The following is a 19,437-nucleotide window of genomic DNA, read 5'->3' on the forward strand; positions in this document are numbered from 1 at the left end:
ACGCGTGCCCGCGAACACTTCCCGGCGCATCGACGAAGAACGTGCGAGCCCAGGCGACAGTGGGCAGACCTGACGTGAAGGAGCTGGACATGGCTGTGTTGACCCGGGCGGCGGACGCCGCCACGGACGACACCGACGCCGTCGTCATCAGACAGGCCCGGCAAGAGCCTGAACGGTTCGCGACCGTGTTCGACCGCTACTACCTGCAGATCCACGGATATGCGGCCCGGAGGTTGGGTGGCAGCCTGGCCGACGACATCGCCGCGGAGACGTTCCTGATCGCGTTCGACCTGCGGGAGCGGTACGACACGGCGCGCGCGGACGCCCGACCGTGGCTGTACGGGATCGCCTCCAATCTCATCGCGCGTCATCAGCGCACGGAGGTGCGTCAGTACCGGGCACTCGCCCGCGTCGACCGGTTCGACGTTGCCGAAGGGCACGCCGACCGGGTCGCCGTACGGATCGACGTCGAGGCCGTCCGGGGGCAGTTGGCGGCGGCATTGGCCAAGGTCGCGGCGCGTGACCGGGACGTCCTGCTGCTCGTCGCCTGGGCGGGGCTCAGCTGCGAGGAAGCGGCCGGGGCGCTGGGGATCCCGGCGGGCACGGCACGCTCCCGGTTGCACCGGGCACGAAAGAAAGTGCGGGCGGCCCTGGGCGGCGCGGACCCGACCGTAATCGGAAAGGACAACGACTGATGAATGACATGACGATGCTGCGCGACGCCTGGAGTGACGTGCCGCCCCCGTCGCCGGCGACCCGGGCGCAGGCACGGGCGGCGCTGCTGGCCCGGGCCGCACATGTCGACAACCCGGCCCCGCAACGGGCGCCGTCCCCGCGGGCACGCGCGTCCACCCCCTGGCGCCTGCCCCGGCTCGGCTGGCGGGTGGGCGTCATCACGGCGGCGGTCGCCGCGGTGGTCGGAGGTCTGACCGTGGTGGAGAGCGTCAACGGACCGGTGGACCGGGGGCCCGCGGGGACGGCGATCCCTGGCCTTCCGGCCGCGCGCCCGGCCAGCGCCGCGGAAGCTCTGGAGCGTGCCGCCTCGGCTGCGGGGGCGCAGTCCTTCACCGCGCCGCGTCCGGATCAGTGGATCCACGTCGAGGAGCGGATGACCAGCGGGGCAGGGCCCGGCGGTCTGGTCACCGGCGGGCCATACCGGACCCGGGTTCTGCAACATTGGATGCGCGCGGACGGCAGGCAGGTCGCCTGGTTCGTAGACGGCAAGTTCCAGTTCCAGGGCCAGCCGGCACGCACGACGCCGCCATCGGACTATCCGACGTTGGCCGCTCTGCCCACCGACCCGGACGCCCTGTTGCAGTGGCTGCACCAGGAGATGGGAGGGCTCACCGACAGCACCGAAGAGGACCGCAACAGCTTTTCGTTCGGGCAGCTGAACGCCATCCTCCGCAACAACGTGCTTCCGCCCGGCGTGGAAGCCGCGATCTACCGCGCGATGGCGAAGATTCCCAACGTGACGCTGGTGCCGGACGCCGTCAACGTCGATGGGCGACCCGCCATCGCGCTCGGCCGGGTTCAGGGCGGGTGGCTGCGCGAGGAGGTCTTGCTCGACCCGGACACCCATCGGCTGATCGGCGAGCGGGCTGTCGCGATCAAGGACTACACCGCCCACGGACTCGACGGCACCGTACGAGTGAAAAGCGGCACCGTCCAGCGACTCGTGGTGACCAACGTCGAGATCGTCGATCGGCCGGAGGAGACGGGCTGACCCGACCGAGTCTGGCCCGGGCGACAGCCCGCCCGGGCCAGCCGGTACCGCCTCGGCATGGGGTAAAGGGTCGACGCAAAGCTGTTCGACCTCGATCATCTCGACACCGGATCTGCGAGGGTGGCGACTCCACAACGCTAGGCCCGCCGTGGACCGGCGGTCCGAACTGCGAGTGCGTGCAGGTGCTTCTGACTCGGTAGCTTGTCGGTCATGACGGACGTACGGCTGGAGCCGATGACCGAGGATCAGTACAAGCCGTGGCGGGCCGAGGCCGAGGCGCACTACGCGCAGAGCGTCGCCGCGTCGGGCCAGTCGGCGCAGGATGCGGCCCGCAACGCCGCCGACACCTACGCGCAGCTGCTTCCCGACGAGTCCGCCACCCCTGACCACCATTTCTGGTACGCCTACGACGGCGATCGCCGCGTCGGCTTCCTCTGGATCAAAGTCGCCCACGGCAGCGCGTTCGTCTACAACGTCGCCGTCGAACCCGACGTACGCCGCCAGGGCTACGGCCGCGCAATCATGCTGGCCGCCGAGCGCTGGTGCCACGACAACGCGCTTTCCAGAATCGGTCTGCACGTCTTCGCCCACAACGCCGGCGCCCGGGCCCTCTACGAGCAGCTGGGCTTCACCGAGACCGGCCGCAACATGGCCAAAGACCTCTGACCGCGATTCGCCCGCGTACGTGCATGCTGTCGATACTCGCCTCGGCCAGTCGACCTGCCCGGCCGCGCCGAGGACGTCGAGCGTCGCCTGGTGCAAAGGTTTGCGGCGGGTGGAAGTCCCGGGCATTTGATCCACCGGGTACGGGTGGTCGAGAATCGACGCCGTGGAATACGCGGATCTCTCTCAGGCCTGGCTTCCATTGCTGGGCCAACTTGACCGCCATGTGTCCTCCGGGCGGCTTTCGCCGGACACGGCGAGGTTGCCCGATCTGATGAGCACCTATCAGGTGCCGGGGGTAGCATCGCCGTCGGGCACGTGAGCGGGCGGGTGTGGGAGGCGGGTTACGGCGTCACGGGTGGCGAGACGTCGACGCCGGTGACCCCGGGCACCGCTTTCGCGGCCTGTTCGATCAGCAAGCATGTCGCCGCGTTCGGTGCATTGCTCCTGGTCCAGGACGGTGTCCTGGATCTGGACACCGACATCGGCGAATACCTCACCTCGTGGCAACTACTCGACCGCGGGGGTCAGCAACCGGGAGTTACGTTACGACAATTGCTGGCGCACACGGCGGGTTTGTCCGACACCTGGTACCGCGGCTATGCCGCAGATCGCGCCCCGTCACTGTTCCAGGTCCTGGAAGGCAGCGGCCCGACGACTACTCCACCGGTTCGATCGACCCTGTTGCCGGGGAGCCGTTTCCGGTATTCGGGCAGCCACTACTCCGTGCTCCAGCAGCTGATGGTGGACGCGACCGGAACCCCGTTCGAGGATCTCATGCGAACTCTGGTGCTGGAACCGGTGGCCATGGCTGGCAGCAGTTTCGATCAGCAGTTTCCGCACCAGCGACCGCATCTGGTTGCTCGTGGCCATCACGCTGGTGGCACCACGATTTCCGGCGGCTGGCGAGCGCAACCGGAGACGGCCGCCGCTGGACTGTGGAGCACCCCGGCCGACCTGGTCCGGCTCGACCTCGAGATCGCCCGGGCGGCCTCGGGAGAATCGAAGCTGCTGGACCGCGACCTGGCCACCGAGATGTGGACACCGCAGATTCCTGGCGGGAGCTACGGGCTCGGCACTGAGGTCGACGACCGCGCCGGGCGTCGGCGTTTCGGGCACACCGGGTTGAACGTCGGCTATACCTGCTTTTCCTACGTGTGGCCCGACAGCGGCACCGCGGTCGCTGCGACGACCAACTCTGAGGATGGCTGGGAGCTGCTGGCCAGCATCCGCGCCGCCGCGGACCGTCGGCACACCACCAGAATCACCGCCGCGCCGCGTGGTGACGTGACGGGCCGCTATGTCCTCCACGACGACTACCCGATCGACATCGCGGTCACCAACGGCCAACTGAGCTTCTCCGCCGCCGCCCAGCAACCGGTTGTACTCCTGGCGGACCCGGACGGTCGCTACCTACACCCAGGACTCGATCTGGAAGTCCGGTTCCGGCAGACCGACGACCAGCGTTACCTCCTGGAACTGCGGCAGGAAGGAGTCACGCAAACCGCGACACCATCGACCAAGCAGCCGGAACAGGTGAATATCCACCTGTGAGCTTGCCGCGGCCGACATGTGCTGGCCGGCACCACACCGTACTCGGCGGCCCACCCGCCAGGCGCGTCGCCACCCTCTTCCCACGCCGGGCCGGCGAACGTGTGTAGCTAACCTTCTTGACGATCCATAGACGTGTAGCTAAGTTTCGGTCATCGGACTGAGAGGTGGCCGTCTATGCGTACCCGTCTCGTTGCCGCGACCGCGCTGGCAGCCACGTCGATGGCCAGCCTCGCGCCGCTTCCCGCCCGCGGTTCCGCCGCGCCGGCGAGCCCGGCCGCCGAACATGGCTGGGTCACGTCGACCCTGCGGCACATGAGCCTGGAACAGAAGGTCGGCCAGCTCTTCGCCGCCTACGTCTACGGCGGTGACGCCGCCGAGCCCACGGCCGCCGACCGCGCCGCGAATCGGGCGGCATTCGGCGTCGAGACGCCGGCCGAGGTGGTCGACCGGTTCCACCTCGGGGCCGTCTGCTACTTCTCCTGGTCGCACAACCTGGACGATCCTCGCCAGATCGCCACCCTCTCCAACGGCCTTCAGCGCGCCGCTCTCGGCGACGGCGCAAAGGGCCGGGTGCCGCTGCTCATCTCCACCGACCAGGAGCAGGGCGTGGTGCTGCGGATGCCCGCCCCCGCCGCGCAGTTCCCCGGTGCGATGGCGTTGGGCGCCGGGCGGTCACCCCACGCCGCCCGCGTGGCGGCGACGATAACCGGCCGCGAGCTGCGCGCCGTCGGCATCCACCAGCCGTACGCGCCCATCGCCGACGTCAACGTCGATGCCGGCAACCCGGTGATCGGCGTACGATCCTTCGGCGCCGACCCCGCGCTGGTGGCGCGCCTCACCGCCGCGCAGGTCACCGGCTTCCAGGAGGGTGCCGGCGCGAGCGCGGTGGCGAAGCACTTCCCCGGCCACGGCGACACGGCCACCGACAGCCACACGGGTCTGCCGGTTATCGACCACAGCCGGGCGGAGTGGAACCGGATCGACGCGCCGCCGTTCCGGCAGGCGATCCGCGCCGGCGTCGAATCGATCATGACCGCGCACATCGTGGTCCCCGCGCTCGACACCTCCGGCGATCCCGCGACGCTGTCGCCGCGGATCCTCACCGGCGTGCTGCGCGGCGAACTCGGCTTCCGGGGCGTCATCGTCACCGACGCGCTGAACATGGCCGGTGTCCGCGCGAAGTACGGCGACGAGCGGGTGCCGGTGCTGGCGCTGAAGGCCGGCGCCGACCAGCTCCTGATGCCGCCGGACCTCGCACTCGCGCGGGACGCGGTGCTGCGCGCCGTCGCCACCGGCGAGCTGCCCGAGCGGCGGATCGACGAGTCGGTCCGGCGCATCCTCGGCCTGAAGTACCGCCAGGGGCTGGCCCGCTCACCGCTGGTCGACGTTGACGAGGCGGTACGCACCGTCGGCGCGGCCGGGCACCTCGCCGCCGTCGCCCGGGTCACCGATCCGACGCTCACCGCCGTGCGCAACGACGCCGGGCTCCTGCCGCTGCACCGTGCCGACCGCTCGGTGCTGGTTACCGGCTGGGACAGCGCCGCCTTCGCCCCGGTCGCGACGATTGCCGAGGGGTTCACCGCCCGCGGCTCCCGCGCCACGGCCCGGCCGGCGACGCTACCCAGCGATGCGGTGATCGCCGCGACCGCCACCGAGGCCGCCGGGCACGATCTCACCGTCGTACTGGTGAACAAGGCGTGGGACACGCTCGTCACCGACCCGCGCGGCACGCAGCGGCGCCTCGTCGCGGCGCTGCTCGCAACCGGGAAGCCGGTGATCGTCGTGGCGGTCCGCGATCCCTACGACATCGCCTACCTGCCGGGCGTGACCACCTACCTGGCGACCTACTCGTACACCCGGGCGGCGATGGACGCCCTCGTCCGCGCACTGCACGGCGAGCTGTCCCCGACCGGACGGCTGCCCGTCACGATTCCCACGGCCGAGGGCGCGGGCTCCGTGCTTTACCCCTACGGCCACGGCCTGACCTGGTAGGCGGCGACCAATGCCGCACAGGAACTCACTGAGGAGTGCGCCTTGACCACGTCGTCGCGTCGCCTGCTCCGCTCCGTCGCACCCCGCCCGTTCGCGCTCGGCCTGGCCGTGCTGGTCCTGGCCACGTCGGCGCCCGCCGGGCCGGCCGCCGCCGCGCCGTCGCCGGCCGGGTCCGGACCACCGGCCGTCACGCCCGCCGACATCCGCTTCCGGCATGACACGCTGCGTCCCGGCGATGCCCGCGAGGTCGGACTGCTCCCGGCGCAGGTCGATCGCATCCCCGCCGACCTGGCGGCCTACCTCGAGCCGACGCCGGACCATCCCGGGCATCCCACGTACGCCGGCGCGGTGGCGCTGGCCGCCAAGGACGGCGTGATCGTCCAGCACACCGCGGTGGGCACGGCGGTGCGGTACGCCTCCGTCGGGCCGCCGCCCGAGCTGGTCGGCGTGGAACTCCCCGCCGACCAGCAACTGCCGATGCGGCCCGACACCATCTTCGACCTGGCATCGGTGTCGAAGCTGTTCACCACGATCGTCCTCCTGCAGCAGGTCGAGCGGGGGCGAGTGGCCCTGGACGCGCCGGTCGCCCGGTACGTGCCGGAGTTCGCGGCCGGCGGCAAGGAGTCGGTCACCGTACGGATGCTGCTCACCCACACCTCGGGTCTGCCCGCCTTCACGCCGCTGTGGAGCCGCTACCCGACGCCGGAAGCCCGCTTCGCCGCGGCACTCGCCACGCCGCTCGCGGCCGGTGCGACGCCCGGCAGTCGGTACGTCTACTCCGACCTCGGGCTCATCTCGCTGGGCGTGCTGGTGGAACGGGTGACCGGCCGGCCGCTCGCCGAACTGGTCCGCGACGGGGTCACGGCGCCGCTCAACATGGTCGACACCGGCTACAACCCGGGGCCGGAGCGTCGGTCCCGGATCGCCGCGACCGAGTACCAGCCGTATGCCGGGCGCGGCATGGTCTGGGGCGAGGTGCACGACGAGAACGCCTGGTCGCTCGGGGGAGTGGCCGGCCACGCCGGAGTGTTCTCCACCGCCGCTGACCTGGCCCGCCTCTGCCAGTCACTGCTCAACGGCGGCGAGTATCGCGGGCGACGAATCCTGCGGGCCGAGACGGTGCGGGAGATGCTGGTCAACTACAACGCGCCGCTGGAAGCGGCCTACCCCGAGAGCGACCGGGGACTTGGCTTCGAGCTCAACAAGCACTGGTACATGATGGGGCTCTCCTCCCCGGTGACGTTCGGGCACACCGGCTTCACCGGCACCTCCCTCGTCGTCGATCCGCTCTCCCACTCGTTCGTCATCCTGCTCAGCAATCGAGTGCACCCCGATCGCGGCTGGGGCAGCAACAACGTCGCCCGGAGCGCGGTCGCACGCGATCTCGCCGAGGCGATGCCGGTGCGGCCCCGCTCGGGCAGCGCATGGCGGGCGGACCCACGCGACCGCGCGACCGCGACACTCACCGCCCCCCTGCGCCGGGTGGCGCGGGGCGGCACGGCCACCTTCCTCCTCTGGTACGACACCGAACCGCGTTACGACAGCGCGCGGTTCGAGGTCTCCACCGACGGGGGACAGACCTGGGCCCCGGCACGGATGCTGCTGCGCAACGGAGACCGACGGTGGACCGCCGACGGCGCGGTGACCGGCTACGGCGGGCGAGACTGGTGGCAGGTCTCGCTGGCGCTGCCCGACCAGGCGGGTCATCTGCGCTTCATCAGCACCACCGACGGCTCGGGCCAGGGCCGTGGGGTCTACGTGGACCGGATCATGGCGGTGGACCGGGACGGGCTGCTCTTCCACGGCGAGGGTGGCGCGGACGCCGCCCGACTCGTCGCCGACGGGTGGTCGCCCGCGCGTACCTGACCGCGTCTGCCCTGATCAACTGGCGATGGAGACCTCACCGCCCTCGCCCGTGCCGGGGTGGGCGACGACACGGTTGCCGTGCGGGCAGCGGCGCGGATCGAATCGGCGGACCCACGCCGCGTGGTCAATGAGGTAACGGGGGCAGCTCCGGGCTGTCGAGCCAGGCGGCGAACAGGCCGTCCAGGGGTTCGCGGGCGAAGCGCTGGGCGTACGACCGGAACTGCTCGGTCGTCACGGTCGCGTGCCGGTGCTCGGCAACCCAAGCCCGTAGGAGCGCGAAGAACGACTCCTCGCCGATCTTCTTCCGTACGGCATGCACGGTGAGCGCGCCACGCTTGTAGACCTGCGGGTCGAACATCCGGTCGACACCGGGATCCGCGACGACGACGCCCTGCGGGCTGGCCGCGATCCGCGCGTACCACTGGGCCGCCAGCGCGTTCGCCGGCAGATCGCCGCAGACACCGGACCACAACCACTCGGCGTACGTGGCGAAGCCCTCGTTGAGCCAGATGTGCCGCCAGTCCGCGACCGTGAGGCTGTTGCCGAACCACTGGTGGGCCAGTTCGTGCACGACGAGCCGCTCGTGCGTGCGCCGCCCGTCGACGTGGTTCCTCCCGAAGACCGCCATGCCCTGCGCCTCGACCGGGTCGTCGAGGTCGTCGTCGGCGACCACGACGACGTACTCCCGGAACGGGTACGGCCCGAAGAGCCGCTCCAGCGCCGACATGATCTCGCCGTGCCGGCCGAAGTCGTGGGCGACGGCCCGGCGCAGCGCGGGCGGGACCGCGGCGCGCTGCACCACTCCGCCGACGGACAGGTCCACCACCTCGTAGCGTCCGATCTGGACGCTCATCAGGTACGGCGAGGTGGGTTCGTGACGTTCGTACACCCAGGTCGTGCTGCCCGCGCCACGCCGTTGGAGAACGGGATCACCGGTCACCAGGACCGCATACGGAGAGGCGGCCGTGACCGCCACCCGGAAGGTGGCCTTGGCGCCGGGCTGGTCGTCGCACGGGAACCACGACGGTGAACCGTTCGGTTGGCTGGCCACGAGCACCCCGTCGGTGAGCTCCTCCCACCCGAGGTCGCCCCAACGACCGGAGATGGGCACCGGCTTCCCCGCGTACCGGATGTCCACTCGAAAGGTGTCCTGGGCGCCGATCGGTTGCTCAGGCTTGATCTGCAGCTTGTCCGTCCGGTGGATGTACTTCGCCGGGCGCCCGTCCACCCGGACGTCCTGCACGCGGAGCCGCCCGAGGTCGAGAGTGAACCGCGACAACGGCTGGACGGCCACCGCGGTGATCTCGGCCCGGCCGGCGAGCCGGTTCGACACGACCCGGTAGTCGAGGTCGAGATCGTAGTGCAGCACCCGGTAGCCGCCGTTGCCGTGCTCGGGAAGGTACGAGTCGCCCGAGCGGTCCGCACCGGGCGTGGCACCGCCCGACGCCGACGCCTTCGGAGTCATGCCGGGCCACCTTCAGGCGACCCCTTCCGGCCCTCGCCCGAGGCGCCGTAGGCGTGCTCCGGCGTGTGCGGCCCGTTGTCGGCGGTCATGCTGGCGGCGCGACCGGCGGCGGCCAGGTCGCGATCGGGTTGCCCAGCCACCGGCTGTCGCACGGCACGGCATCGCCGCGGGTCACCAGCGAACCGGGCCCGACCGTGGTCCGCGCGCCGATGCTCGCGCCCGGCAGGACGATGCCGTGCGGGCCCAGCGCGGCTCCCGCGCCCAGTGCCACCTCATCCATCCGCATCACACGATCATGGAACAGGTGGGTCTGCACCACACAACCGCGGTTCACCGTGGCCCCGTCGCCGAGCCGCACCAGGTCGTACTCGGGCAGCCAGTAGGTCTCCAGCCAGACGCCCCGGCCGATCTTCGCACCGAGCGTGCGCAACCACGCCGTGAGCAGCGGCGTGCCGGTCGCGAAGCGGACCAGCCACGGCGCGGCGAGGACCTCGACGAACGTGTCGGCGAGCTCGTTGCGCCACACGAAGGAGGTCCACAGCGCACGCTCGGCGACCCGGAACCGCCCGACCAGCAGCCACTTCGCAGCCGTCGCGATGGCGGCGGCGGCGATCGCCGCACCCAGCAGCACCGGCCCGGAGGCGAGTGCGGCCGCCCACCACCCGGCCGTCCGCCACACGAACGCGAGCACGGCCAGGACGCCGACCGCCAGGGCGGCGGCGAACATCACCGGGACGATCCGGCACAGCTCGATCGCCGCCCGGGCCAGCTTCAGCCGGACCGGCGGGTCGGAGGTGCGGCTGGTGTCTACCGCTTCCACGGTACGGCGCAAGGGCATCGGCGGCGCGCCGAGCCACGACGAGCCCTTCTTCGCCTTGCGCGGCGCCGACGACAGCACGCCGACGAGCCCACGCTTGGGCACGGAACGGCCGGGTGCCGCCATCCCGGAGTTGCCGAGGAACGCCTGTTTGCCCACGCGGGCCGGGGCGACACGCAGCCACCCGTGGCTCAGCTCGTAGGTGGCGACCATGGTGTCGTCGGCCAGGAAGGCCCCGTCGGCAACCGTGGTCATCGCGGGCACCGCGAGCACCGTGGAGGCCTCCACCCCGCGCCCCACCCGGGCACCCAGCAGCCGCAGCCACACCGGCGTGAAGAGGCTGGCGTAGAGCGGGAACAGCCCGACGCGGGCCATCCCCATCAGCCGCTCGGTCGTCCACACCTGCCACGCCACCCGCCCCTGCACGGGGTGGTACCCGGCGTGCAGGCCGATGCTGAGCGCCCGGACGGCCCCGAGCACCAGCAGCGCATAGCCCACGACATAGGCGACGGTCGCCACCGCGACGGCGGCCAGCACAGAGCCGAGTGCCGGTCGGACGGCGAGCGCCCAGCCGAGCAGGGCGAGCGCCGGCAGCGCGGCGACGGCCGGCACCAGCCCCAGCAACTGGGCGGTCATCCCATACGCGACCGCCCAGAGGTGTGACCCGATCCGCGATCGTCGGGGACGCGGCCCGGGCCAGTCGGCCGGATCCTTGCCAGCGGGAGCGGCCGGTGAGCCGGCCCAGCGCTGGTTCGCCGGTACGACGCCGGCCACGGTCGAGCCGGCGGCGATGCGCGCGCCCTTGCCGACCCGGGCGCCGGGCATCAGGGTTGTGCGGGACCCGACCCGGGCGCCCGCGCCGACGCGTACCTTGCCGATGCGGACGACATCGCCGTCGACCCAGTGGCCGGACAGATCGACCTCCGGCTCGATCGCCGCGCCTCGGCCGAGCTTCAGCAGGCCGGTGACCGGCGGCGCGGAGTGCAGGTCGACGTCGGGGCCGATCTGCGCGCCGAGCGCCCTCGCGTACGTGATCATCCAGGATGCTCCGGCGACGCTGGTGGCGCCGGTCAGCTCGGCGAGCCGTTCGGCGGCCCACAGCCGCAGGTGCACGCTGCCTCCGCGCGGGTAGCTGCCCGGGCGCACCCCGCGGAGCAGCAGTCGCGCTCCTCCGGCGGCCACGGCGATCCGGCCGAGCGGGCTGAACAGCAGCGCCCAGCCCAGCGCCACCCACCACCACGACGCGACCGGTGCCCAGGGCGCCGGAGCGAGCAAGGCGAGGACGTTGCCGAGTGCGGCCAGGACGGTCAGCCAGCGAAGCCCGACCAGCGCGAGCATCGGCACCATCAGCACCGCCTGGACCAGCCCCGCACGCCGCGGCGTCGGCCGGACCTCCCGGCGCGTCGCCGCCGTGGTTTCGAGCGCGTCGAGTACCGCCGCGAGCCGCGACAGCCTCGGGTGCAGGTAGAGGTCGGCCACCGACACCTGCGGGTGCCGGCGCCGGATCCACGCCACCAGTTGCGCCGCGTTCAGGCTGCTGCCGCCGTGGTTGAAGAAGTCCGCTTCCGGCTCGGTGGGGCGCAGGCCCAAAACCTCCGCCCATCCGCCAGCGAGCCACTCCTCGGTCGCGGTCAGCTCACCCGCCGCGTCCTCCTCGGTGGCCAGCGGCCAGGGCAGCGCGGCCCGGTCCACCTTGCCGGACGTCCGGGTCGGCAGCGCATCCACCACGGCCAGCAGCGGAACGAGCGCGGCCGGCAGTTGCTCACGGATCCGCAGCGCCGCCGTCGCGCCGTCGAATGCGACGCCGTCGTGCGGGACCACGTACCCCACCAGCAGTTGGTTGCCCGCCGCGGTCCGCCGCACTGCGGCGGCAGCACCGGCGACTCCCGGCAGCGCCTGCAGTGCGGCGTCGACCTCACCCAGCTCGATCCGGCGCCCGCCCAGCTTGACCTGTTCGTCGCCGCGGCCGACGAACAGAAGTCCCTCGGGCTCCGCCCGGACGATGTCCCAGCTGCGGTACGCCCGCTGCCAGCCCAGAGCGGGCAGCATCGCGAACTTCTCGGCGTCCTTGCCCGGGTCTAGGTAGCGGGCGAGCCCCACCCCGCCGATCACCAGTTCGCCGGTCTCGCCCATGGCGACCGGAGCGCCGGACCCGTCGACCACCGCGAGCTCCCAGCCGGCCAGCGGCAGCCCGATGCGTACCGGCCCCTCGCCGGTCATCCGCGCGGCGCAGGCGACCACGGTCGCCTCGGTCGGCCCGTAGGTGTTCCAGACCTCGCGGCCCTCGACGGCCAGGCGCTGCGCGAGCTCCGGCGGGCAGGCCTCCCCGCCGAAGATCAGGAGCCGGACCTCCTCCAGCGCCTCGACCGGCCACAGCGCAGCGAGCGTCGGCACCGTCGACACCACGGTGATGCGCTGCTCGGCCAGCCACGGACCGAGGTCGACGCCGCTGCGGACGAGCGACCGCGCGGCCGGCACCAGACAGGCGCCGTGCCGCCACGCCAGCCACATCTCCTCGCACGACGCGTCGAATGCCACCGACAACCCGGCCAGGACCCGGTCCTGCGGGCCGATCGCCTCATTGGACTCGCCGGCGAGAAACAGTTGCGCCTCGGCGTCCACGAAAGCCGCCGCCGCGCCGTGGCTGACCGCGACACCCTTCGGGGTGCCCGTCGAACCGGAGGTGAAGATGATCCATGCGTCGTCGTCCGGGCCGGGCCGGCCCGTCCGGCCCGCCGGGGTACGGCGGAGCGACACCGTCAGCCCGTCACCGAGCACCGCGGCGACATCCGCCTCGGCGAAGACGAGCTCGGCGCGTTCCTCGGGATCGTCCGCGTCGACCGGCACGTAGGCCGCGCCCGCCGCGAGCACACCGAGGATCGCCAGGTACAGCTCGGCCGTACCGGACGAGACCCGGACGCCCACCCGATCGCCGACGCCGATCCCGTGCCCGGCGAGCGACATTCGTACGGCCTCGACCTCAGCGGCCAGTTCACGGTACGTCAGCGGCGTGGCACCGTCGTCGAGAGCGTCGGCCCCGGGGTGCGCGCGCACGGTCTCGTCGATGATGTCGACCAGCGTGCGGCGGACCGGGGCCGAGGAGGATCGGAACACCGCGGGGACCGCCGGTGCGGTGACCATCGGCGGAATCGCGACCGGCCGGGGATCAGTCGTCATGGTCACCGGGCGTGCACCATCTTCACCTCGCGGGTCAGCGTCAACCAGGCGTGCGGCATGCGGACCCGCCCTGGGCAGCCGTCAACGCTACGTCGCACCATCGGGAAAGTGACGACAAAGTAGCGGATTCGTGTCCACCACCACAGCGAATCGCCTGCACATGCCGGTCGGCTGCGCCGTATCGCCAGCTGATCAACGCCAGGGCTGGTCAGCGCCGCGGCTGCTCACCGGAGCGGCGGACGACCAGTTCCGCCTGGAAGAAGACGGGCCGGTGCCGGTGCCCCACACCGGCGTTGGCGTGGCGGCGGACCCGACGGTGGAGGTCAGTCGCTGTGGTGGCGGCTGGTGGAGTGGAGTGACCGGTGACCGCTCTCCTGATCCGGCTCGTTGTTCGCCACTGGCTTGCCCAGCCGGGTCACCCAGTCGACGAACTCCGCGTCCTGCCTCGGCAGCGGCTCGCCGTCCGCCGGGGTGCCCGCGCCGTCGATCCGGGACTTGTTGCGCCGGAACAGGCCCAGCCGACCGCTGGCCCGCCCGTTGGTCCGTCCCGCCTCGACGACGGCTGCCGGGGCGGCCGGGGCGGGGACCGCGGCGACCGGATCGGGCCCGGCGGGGCGGGCTGGCGCGGCGCCGGTCGTGGGCGCGGGCGCGGCGCGCTGGGCGGTCGCGAGGGCCTCCCAGTTCGCGGCCCGGTTCAGGTCGGGCAGGGGCGGCCGGTGTCGAGGTGGGAGCGTCGGTTCGGGCGTCTCCCGCGTGTCGGCCGGATGGGTCGCCTCGGCGCCCGCAGCGGGCTCGGTCGAGGGCGGCACCCGCCGCGCCGGAACGACCGGCCAGGTCGCCTGAACCCGCGTCAGGTCGGTCTTCGGCGGCTGGTACATCCGGCGGGTCCCCGGGGCGACGAGTGCGCCGCCGGGCATCCCGTCGGGTTCGGTGTTGTCGGCCTCCGCCTCCGCCATTCCGGAGGCGTCCCCGCCGGGTCCGGTGGGCAGGTGGGCCGCCGACGCGGGGGCCGGTTCCGATGGCTCCCGGCTGTCGTCGAGGTCGGCCGGCGCGGCGAGGTCGGCCGGTGTGGCGACGTCGTCGAGGTCGGCCGGTGCGGCGAGGCCGGCGGGGGCGGCCGGTGCGGCGAGGTCGGCCGGTGCGGCGAGGTCGTCGAGGTCGGCCGGCGTGGCGAGGTCGGCGGGGGCGGCCGATGCGGCGGTGACGGCCGGTGCGGCGATCCGCGTCGCGGGGTCTGCCGGTACGGCGCTGGCGTCCCGGTCGCCAGCCGGCGCACCGACGCCCAGCGGTTCGGCTGCGGCCGGGAGCTTCGCCGCGGTCGCGCCGGCGAGCGGCCCCGTGCCAGCCAGGTCGACAGGCTCCGGCTCGCCGGTCGTACCACCTTCGGCCGGCGTCATGGCCTGCGGCACGGCCGGGTCGGTGGACAGCGGACGGAGGATGTCGCTCGGCTCGACGACCCGCGTTTCGGCGGTGCGCGGCCGGTGCGGCCAGCGGAACGACGCGGCGGCGGAACCGAGGACACCGGCGGCGATCGCGAGCAGCGCGCCGTAGTACGGCGTGATCTGGTGCCGGTCGACGGTGTCGCCTTGACCGGCGGTCAGGTAGGCGAACGCGACCAGGACCGCGCCGGCCATGCCGGTCGCGCCGGTGACCAGCGGCGAATGCCCGCGCCAGCGGGCGAGCCCGCCGGTCGCCGCACCGATGAGCAGGGCCACCGCCGGTAGAATCAGGAGCGTCTGCCGGTGTGCCGCGTCGGCGTCGAGCCCGGCCTGCTCCAGCACACCGAGCCGCACTGCGGGCAACGGCCCGGCGGTTGCGAGCGACGGGACGACCGAGACGAGCGCCAGTAGCCAGACCACGCAGCCCACCGCCGCCACGTTCCAGCCCAGCGGCGGCTTCATCAGGACGGCGATCGCGGCACCCGCGCCGACCAGCGCGCCGAGGGTCGCGCAGATGCCGACGGCCCAGATCGGGTCCACCGCGAAGCGCTCGACGGCCTGGGCCGGCCGGACGCAGAGCGGCGCCACGACGGTGGCACCCAGCGCGGCGGCGGCGGCGAGGGCCACCAGCCTGCCCGTGCTCTCCAGCACCCCGTACCGGCGGGCCAGGCGTGCGGTGACGACGGTGCCGGCTACGGCGGCGTGTGCCGCGAACCAGCCCACCCAGACGAGCTGGGCAGGCCACTGGTTGACGGTGGCACCGGCGGAGGCGCCGCTGAGCTGGACGATGCCGAAGCCGAACGCGAGGCCGAGCTGGCCGGCGCCGGCGAGCACGCCCATCCCGACCGCTGTGAGCAACAGGTTACGCCAAGTGCGAAAGACCATGTCCGGCACGTTACGCACCAAGTGCACCGGTTTCACCGGAATGCCGGATTCCAGGTCGGACCGCGGTGCCGGCGGCTACGTCAGTGCCACCGGACGCGCGATGCACGTGGTGCCGCCCACCTTGGTGAGCATGTGGACGGAGCCCAGGTCGCGGTCGACGCCAGCACCAGATACGGATGGTCGCGCCGATGCAGCGGCTCCCGCTCACCCGTGGCAGGCGACGGACCTGCGGTCGGGCACAGGTCCGGCGTGGACCCATGGCTGGCCTCGTCCGGTCGGCTGGGGGACGCCGCCGGCGAGTTCGGATCTGTAGGCGTCGCCGGCGCGGACTGTCAGGAGGTGGCCGGCGTCGTCGTGTCTGTGGGGCTTGCCGGCGGCGATGCCGGGTCGGTGGAAGGGGAGCCGCTGGGCGCCGGGCTGCTCGGCGCCGGCGTGCCGCCCGACGGGGTCGGACCGGGTGTGGACGGGGCCGGGGTGGGGCTGCCGGACGGGCTGGGAGTGGCGGTGGGTGGCGGCAACGAGGGGGAGCCGGTCGATCCGGGCGTCGGACGTACCGTCGGCGTCGTGGTCGGTGGCCTGGTGGCCGGGCTCGTGGCCGTCGGCTTCGGTGCGCCGGTCGTCGGACGTGGAGGCGCCGGGTCGGCGGTCGGCTGGCGCAGCGACTCGGTCTGGGCCACCGAAACGGTCGGCGGAGGGATGTCGGCGGGAGACGGACCGGAGACGACGTCCGCACTGGGTGTCGCCGGGAGATCCGGCGTGCGGGTGGCCGGTGCCGGCCGGGGGTTCGGCGTGCCGGCGACCCGCGCTGGCGGGGCGCCGTCGGAGTCGATCTCGGCGTCTCCGATCAGCGCGAAGCCGAGGCCCGCTCCGGCGAGCAGCAGGGCGGCGAGGGCTCCGGTCGCAATGGGCAGCGCGGCCGGACGGGGTGGGCGGGGACGCCGGTGGGCGGGCAACGAACGCTCCTGACCTGCTCGGACGACTTAGCTGGCGCGACGACAACCCCCGACCCTGCCGCCCGCTCTGTGCGCCTGCCAATGGCCGGACGGCGGAGGTGACCGGGATCACCACCAACGAGGCAGGCGGCGGCCGAAGCAGCCACCAGACCGACATGTCGGACGAGCGCGCCGATGCGGCGGAGATCGAGGTCCTGTCGCCCGGCTCGCCGGGCCGCAAGTGGTGACCGGCAGCGAGAAGCGCGGGCGGTCGGCGGCACGACCGGCAGCGATGCGGCTGCTGACGGCGCGCGCTGGGCCAGCGCGTGGCCGCGGTCCGCCGCTACGGGTCGGCGATCGCTTCTGTCGGCGTGTCGAACCGGAAGGGCCGACGGAGCGGACCGTGATTCGTGCTCGGGTCCGGTTGGACCGGCCTAATGTCAGTTGTCATGGAGAGTGCTCCGGTCACGGTGGCGATTGTCAGCAGCCGTATCGAGGCGGAACTGGCCGCGGGCCTGCTGCGAAGTCAGGGCCTGTGGGCGGCGTACATCGCGGACGACGTCGGCGGGCAGGAGCCGCAGTTGCAGCAGGGCGGCGTGCGTGTGCTGGTCGCCTCGGCCGACGAGGCCGCGGCCCGGCGCATTCTCGCGGACACCGGCGACGGGGAGCGTGAGTGAGCACCGTCGAGGTAGGCGGCCGGCACGGGTTCGTACCGCTCGGCGTCGTCGGGAACAGGGTGTCGGACGCTGTCGCACGCGCATCGCGTCGAGGCAGGAGTTCGCGCGGCAGGATCTGACGGCCGGCCGGCGCCCGCTCGGGTCAACGGAGCGCGCTTAGGTACGGGTCGCTGCTGCCTCGCGGCCGAGGCGGGCCCGGGCTCGGGCCAGGCGAATGGCGGCGGTCAAGGTCGTGATGTCGTAGGCGCCGTAGTGGCGGCGGCCGTTGATGAAGAACGTCGGGGTGCCGGACACTCCGCTGTTGTCGGCCGAGTCGATGTCGCGTTCGATGCGCCCGGCGTGGGCCTGGCTCATCAGATCGTCGTGGAAGCGTTCCTGATCCAGACCGAGGTCGCCGGCGTACTTGAGAAGATCAGTGATGTTCAGCTTGTCCTGGTGGTCGAGCAGCAGGTCGTGCATCTGCCAGAACTTGCCCTGGGCGGCCGCTGCTTCGGCGGCCTCAGCTGCTAGCCGGGCCTGCGGGTGCACGTCTGACAGCGGCAGGTGACGCCACACGAAACGCAGGTCGGTGTGGCCCACCAACTGCCGGACGACCGGCTCGGCCTTCCCGCAGTACGGGCACTGGAAGTCGCCGTACTGCACCAGCGTTACCGACGCACCGGCCGGGCCGCGGACGTGGTCCTGCTTCTCGTCGACCTCGGGGATGAGGTCGATCAGCTCCGTCATGTCGCCGAAGAGCGCCCGGGTCCGCTTGTCCTTGGGCAGCATGTTGGTGACGTGGAACGCGGTCCAGGTCAGCGCTGAGGATACGATCGCGGCGCTGAGCACCCCGACTTTGGCCTCGGCCAGTTGGTCGCCGCTGAAGGCCAGGCTGGCGATCAGCAGCGACACCGTGAAGCTGACACCGGCGATCGTGCCGCTGCCGAGCACGCCCGCCCAGCCCACGGCCGGACGGATGCGGCCGTGCGAGATCCAGGTGAGCCCGGCCGAGGTGCCGATCACGGCGAGCGGCTTGCCGACGACATACCCGAGCAGCACGCCCCAGGTGACGGGCGACGCGAACGCCTGGGCCAGGAACGGACCGTCGATGCTGATGCCAGCGTTGGCCAGGCCGAACAGCGGCACGATTACGTAGCTGGACCAGGGGTGGTAGATGCGCTGTAGGCGGTCGTTGGGCGACAGCGTGGTCGCGAGGCCGATCGATGCCGTACGCGCGAGCTTGGGCGTCGGCTGCTCACGGAACGACCGGAACAGCCCGCTGACCTGCTCGAGCTCAGCTCGGCCAGGGGAGTAGGCGAACGCGGTCAACCCGATGGCCAGTCCGGCCACCACCGGGTCGACTCCGCTGACCAGCAGCGCGCCCCACATCACGATGGCGACCGGCACGTACGCCGAACCACGTCGGACGCCGGCTGCGCGGATGGCCAGCATGGCCGCGAACGCCCCAACGGCCACCACGATGGGCATCATCTTGATGTCGTCGCTGTAGACCAGGGCGATGACGATGAGTGCGATCACGTCGTCGACCACGAACACGGTGAGCAGGAAGATCCGGACCCGGTCGGGCACGCCCCGGCCGAGCAGTGCCAGCAGGCCCAACGCGAGGGCGGTGTCGGTCGACATGGCTACGCCCCAGCCGTGCGCGCCCGGCCCGCCGCGATTGATCAGCAGGAAGATCAGCACCGGGACCAGCATGCCGATCACGCCGGCCACGCTGGGCAGCAGGAAACGCCGCCGGTCGCGTAGGTCGCCGAGATCGAACTCGCGCCGCGCCTCAAGGCCGACGACCAGGAAGAACAGCGTCATCAAGCCGCTGTTGATCCAGGTGTGCAGGTCACGGGAGAGTTCGAGGTGCCCGAGGCGCAGGGACAGTTGGGTGCGCCAGACGGCTTCGTAGGAGCCGAGGTCGGTGTTGGCCCAGAGCAGTGCGGCGACGATGGCGGCCACGAGCAGGCCGGCGCTGCCGGACTCGGTGCGGAGAAAGGCCTGCAGCGGTGGCGCGAGATTCCGCATCCGGATCGTTCGGCCGCTCAGCTTGGTGTCGGTCACACGTCACCTTCCGTGGCCCTGGCCGGGCCAGCATGGATAGCCAGCTCGCGTGCCGCAATGCGCGCACGGCTGGCTCGAACCCGGCGCACCGTCCGCCGCGGCCCGGCTGATCACACTGCGAGCCCTGCTGCCGTACGAGTCACCGGCCATCCGTCCGGACCAGCACCTGCGCCGCGGGCACGGCGCCGCATTCGC

At 72.4% G+C, this 19,437-nt stretch carries 13 protein-coding genes; 9 read left to right on the forward strand and 4 right to left on the reverse strand.

Annotated elements, in window-relative coordinates:
• The first annotated feature begins 89 nt into the window (after window positions 1–89).
• From O7603_RS32045 to O7603_RS32070, 6 genes are all read left to right on the forward strand, one after another.
• A complete protein-coding gene (locus tag O7603_RS32045) occupies window positions 90–695 on the forward strand; it encodes an RNA polymerase sigma factor (protein WP_281573443.1) in 606 nt (201 codons plus the stop codon).
• A 14-nt stretch (window positions 696–709) separates the two neighbouring features.
• Window positions 710–1,726, forward strand: coding sequence for a CU044_5270 family protein (locus O7603_RS32050; RefSeq protein ID WP_281576898.1), 1,017 nt, complete (start codon window positions 710–712; stop codon window positions 1,724–1,726).
• Between the two features lie 210 nt (window positions 1,727–1,936).
• On the forward strand, window positions 1,937–2,392 hold the full coding sequence (locus tag O7603_RS32055) for a GNAT family N-acetyltransferase (protein WP_281573444.1): 456 nt from the start codon (window positions 1,937–1,939) through the stop codon (window positions 2,390–2,392).
• A 300-nt stretch (window positions 2,393–2,692) separates the two neighbouring features.
• Complete coding sequence (locus O7603_RS32060) at window positions 2,693–3,943, forward strand: serine hydrolase domain-containing protein (RefSeq protein ID WP_281576899.1); 1,251 nt, start codon at window positions 2,693–2,695, stop codon at window positions 3,941–3,943.
• Between the two features lie 174 nt (window positions 3,944–4,117).
• On the forward strand, window positions 4,118–5,935 hold the full coding sequence (locus tag O7603_RS32065) for a glycoside hydrolase family 3 protein (RefSeq protein WP_281573445.1): 1,818 nt from the start codon (window positions 4,118–4,120) through the stop codon (window positions 5,933–5,935).
• A gap of 42 nt (window positions 5,936–5,977) precedes the next feature.
• Window positions 5,978–7,801: a serine hydrolase gene (locus tag O7603_RS32070; RefSeq protein WP_281573446.1), complete on the forward strand. Its 1,824-nt coding sequence runs from the start codon at window positions 5,978–5,980 to the stop codon at window positions 7,799–7,801.
• 124 nt (window positions 7,802–7,925) lie between these two features.
• On the opposite strand, the gene O7603_RS32075 is transcribed toward O7603_RS32070, so the two are convergent.
• From O7603_RS32075 to O7603_RS32085, 3 genes are all read right to left on the reverse strand, one after another.
• Window positions 7,926–9,266, reverse strand: a complete 1,341-nt coding sequence (locus O7603_RS32075) for a M1 family metallopeptidase (RefSeq protein WP_281573447.1) — start codon at window positions 9,264–9,266, stop codon at window positions 7,926–7,928.
• An 85-nt stretch (window positions 9,267–9,351) separates the two neighbouring features.
• On the reverse strand, window positions 9,352–13,260 hold the full coding sequence (locus O7603_RS32080; protein ID WP_281576900.1) for a Pls/PosA family non-ribosomal peptide synthetase: 3,909 nt from the start codon (window positions 13,258–13,260) through the stop codon (window positions 9,352–9,354).
• 323 nt (window positions 13,261–13,583) lie between these two features.
• Complete coding sequence (locus tag O7603_RS32085) at window positions 13,584–15,584, reverse strand: hypothetical protein (protein WP_281573448.1); 2,001 nt, start codon at window positions 15,582–15,584, stop codon at window positions 13,584–13,586.
• A gap of 249 nt (window positions 15,585–15,833) precedes the next feature.
• Between O7603_RS32085 and O7603_RS32090 the strand changes: the two genes are divergently transcribed.
• From O7603_RS32090 to O7603_RS32100, 3 genes are all read left to right on the forward strand, one after another.
• Window positions 15,834–16,550: a hypothetical protein gene (locus tag O7603_RS32090; protein WP_281573449.1), complete on the forward strand. Its 717-nt coding sequence runs from the start codon at window positions 15,834–15,836 to the stop codon at window positions 16,548–16,550.
• An 85-nt stretch (window positions 16,551–16,635) separates the two neighbouring features.
• Window positions 16,636–16,764 carry a hypothetical protein gene (locus O7603_RS32095; RefSeq protein WP_281573450.1) on the forward strand — a complete coding sequence of 43 codons (129 nt, stop codon included), beginning with the start codon at window positions 16,636–16,638 and terminating at the stop codon, window positions 16,762–16,764.
• A gap of 201 nt (window positions 16,765–16,965) precedes the next feature.
• Window positions 16,966–17,193, forward strand: coding sequence for a DUF2007 domain-containing protein (locus O7603_RS32100; protein WP_281573451.1), 228 nt, complete (start codon window positions 16,966–16,968; stop codon window positions 17,191–17,193).
• A 156-nt stretch (window positions 17,194–17,349) separates the two neighbouring features.
• Here the strand turns inward: O7603_RS32100 and nhaA are convergent, their stop codons facing one another.
• Window positions 17,350–19,242 carry a Na+/H+ antiporter NhaA gene (nhaA, locus tag O7603_RS32105; RefSeq protein ID WP_281573452.1) on the reverse strand — a complete coding sequence of 631 codons (1,893 nt, stop codon included), beginning with the start codon at window positions 19,240–19,242 and terminating at the stop codon, window positions 17,350–17,352.
• Between the last annotated feature and the right edge of the window lie 195 nt (window positions 19,243–19,437).

Origin of the sequence: Micromonospora sp. WMMD812 (genome assembly GCF_027497215.1) — a bacterium.
In the GTDB taxonomy this organism is placed as follows: Bacteria; Actinomycetota; Actinomycetes; order Mycobacteriales; family Micromonosporaceae; genus Micromonospora.

Excerpts from the sequence above, each read along its gene's own strand:
- O7603_RS32045 (WP_281573443.1), top strand. The coding sequence starts at position 90 with ATGGCTGTGTTGACCCGGGCGGCGGACGCCGCCACGGACGACACCGAC.
- O7603_RS32050 (WP_281576898.1), top strand. The coding sequence starts at position 710 with ATGCTGCGCGACGCCTGGAGTGACGTGCCGCCCCCGTCGCCGGCGACC.
- O7603_RS32055 (WP_281573444.1), top strand. The coding sequence starts at position 1,937 with ATGACGGACGTACGGCTGGAGCCGATGACCGAGGATCAGTACAAGCCG.
- O7603_RS32065 (WP_281573445.1), top strand. The coding sequence starts at position 4,118 with ATGCGTACCCGTCTCGTTGCCGCGACCGCGCTGGCAGCCACGTCGATG.
- O7603_RS32075 (WP_281573447.1), bottom strand. The coding sequence starts at position 9,266 with ATGACTCCGAAGGCGTCGGCGTCGGGCGGTGCCACGCCCGGTGCGGAC.
- O7603_RS32080 (WP_281576900.1), bottom strand. The coding sequence starts at position 13,260 with ATGACGACTGATCCCCGGCCGGTCGCGATTCCGCCGATGGTCACCGCA.
- O7603_RS32085 (WP_281573448.1), bottom strand. The coding sequence starts at position 15,584 with ATGGTCTTTCGCACTTGGCGTAACCTGTTGCTCACAGCGGTCGGGATG.
- O7603_RS32100 (WP_281573451.1), top strand. The coding sequence starts at position 16,966 with ATGGAGAGTGCTCCGGTCACGGTGGCGATTGTCAGCAGCCGTATCGAG.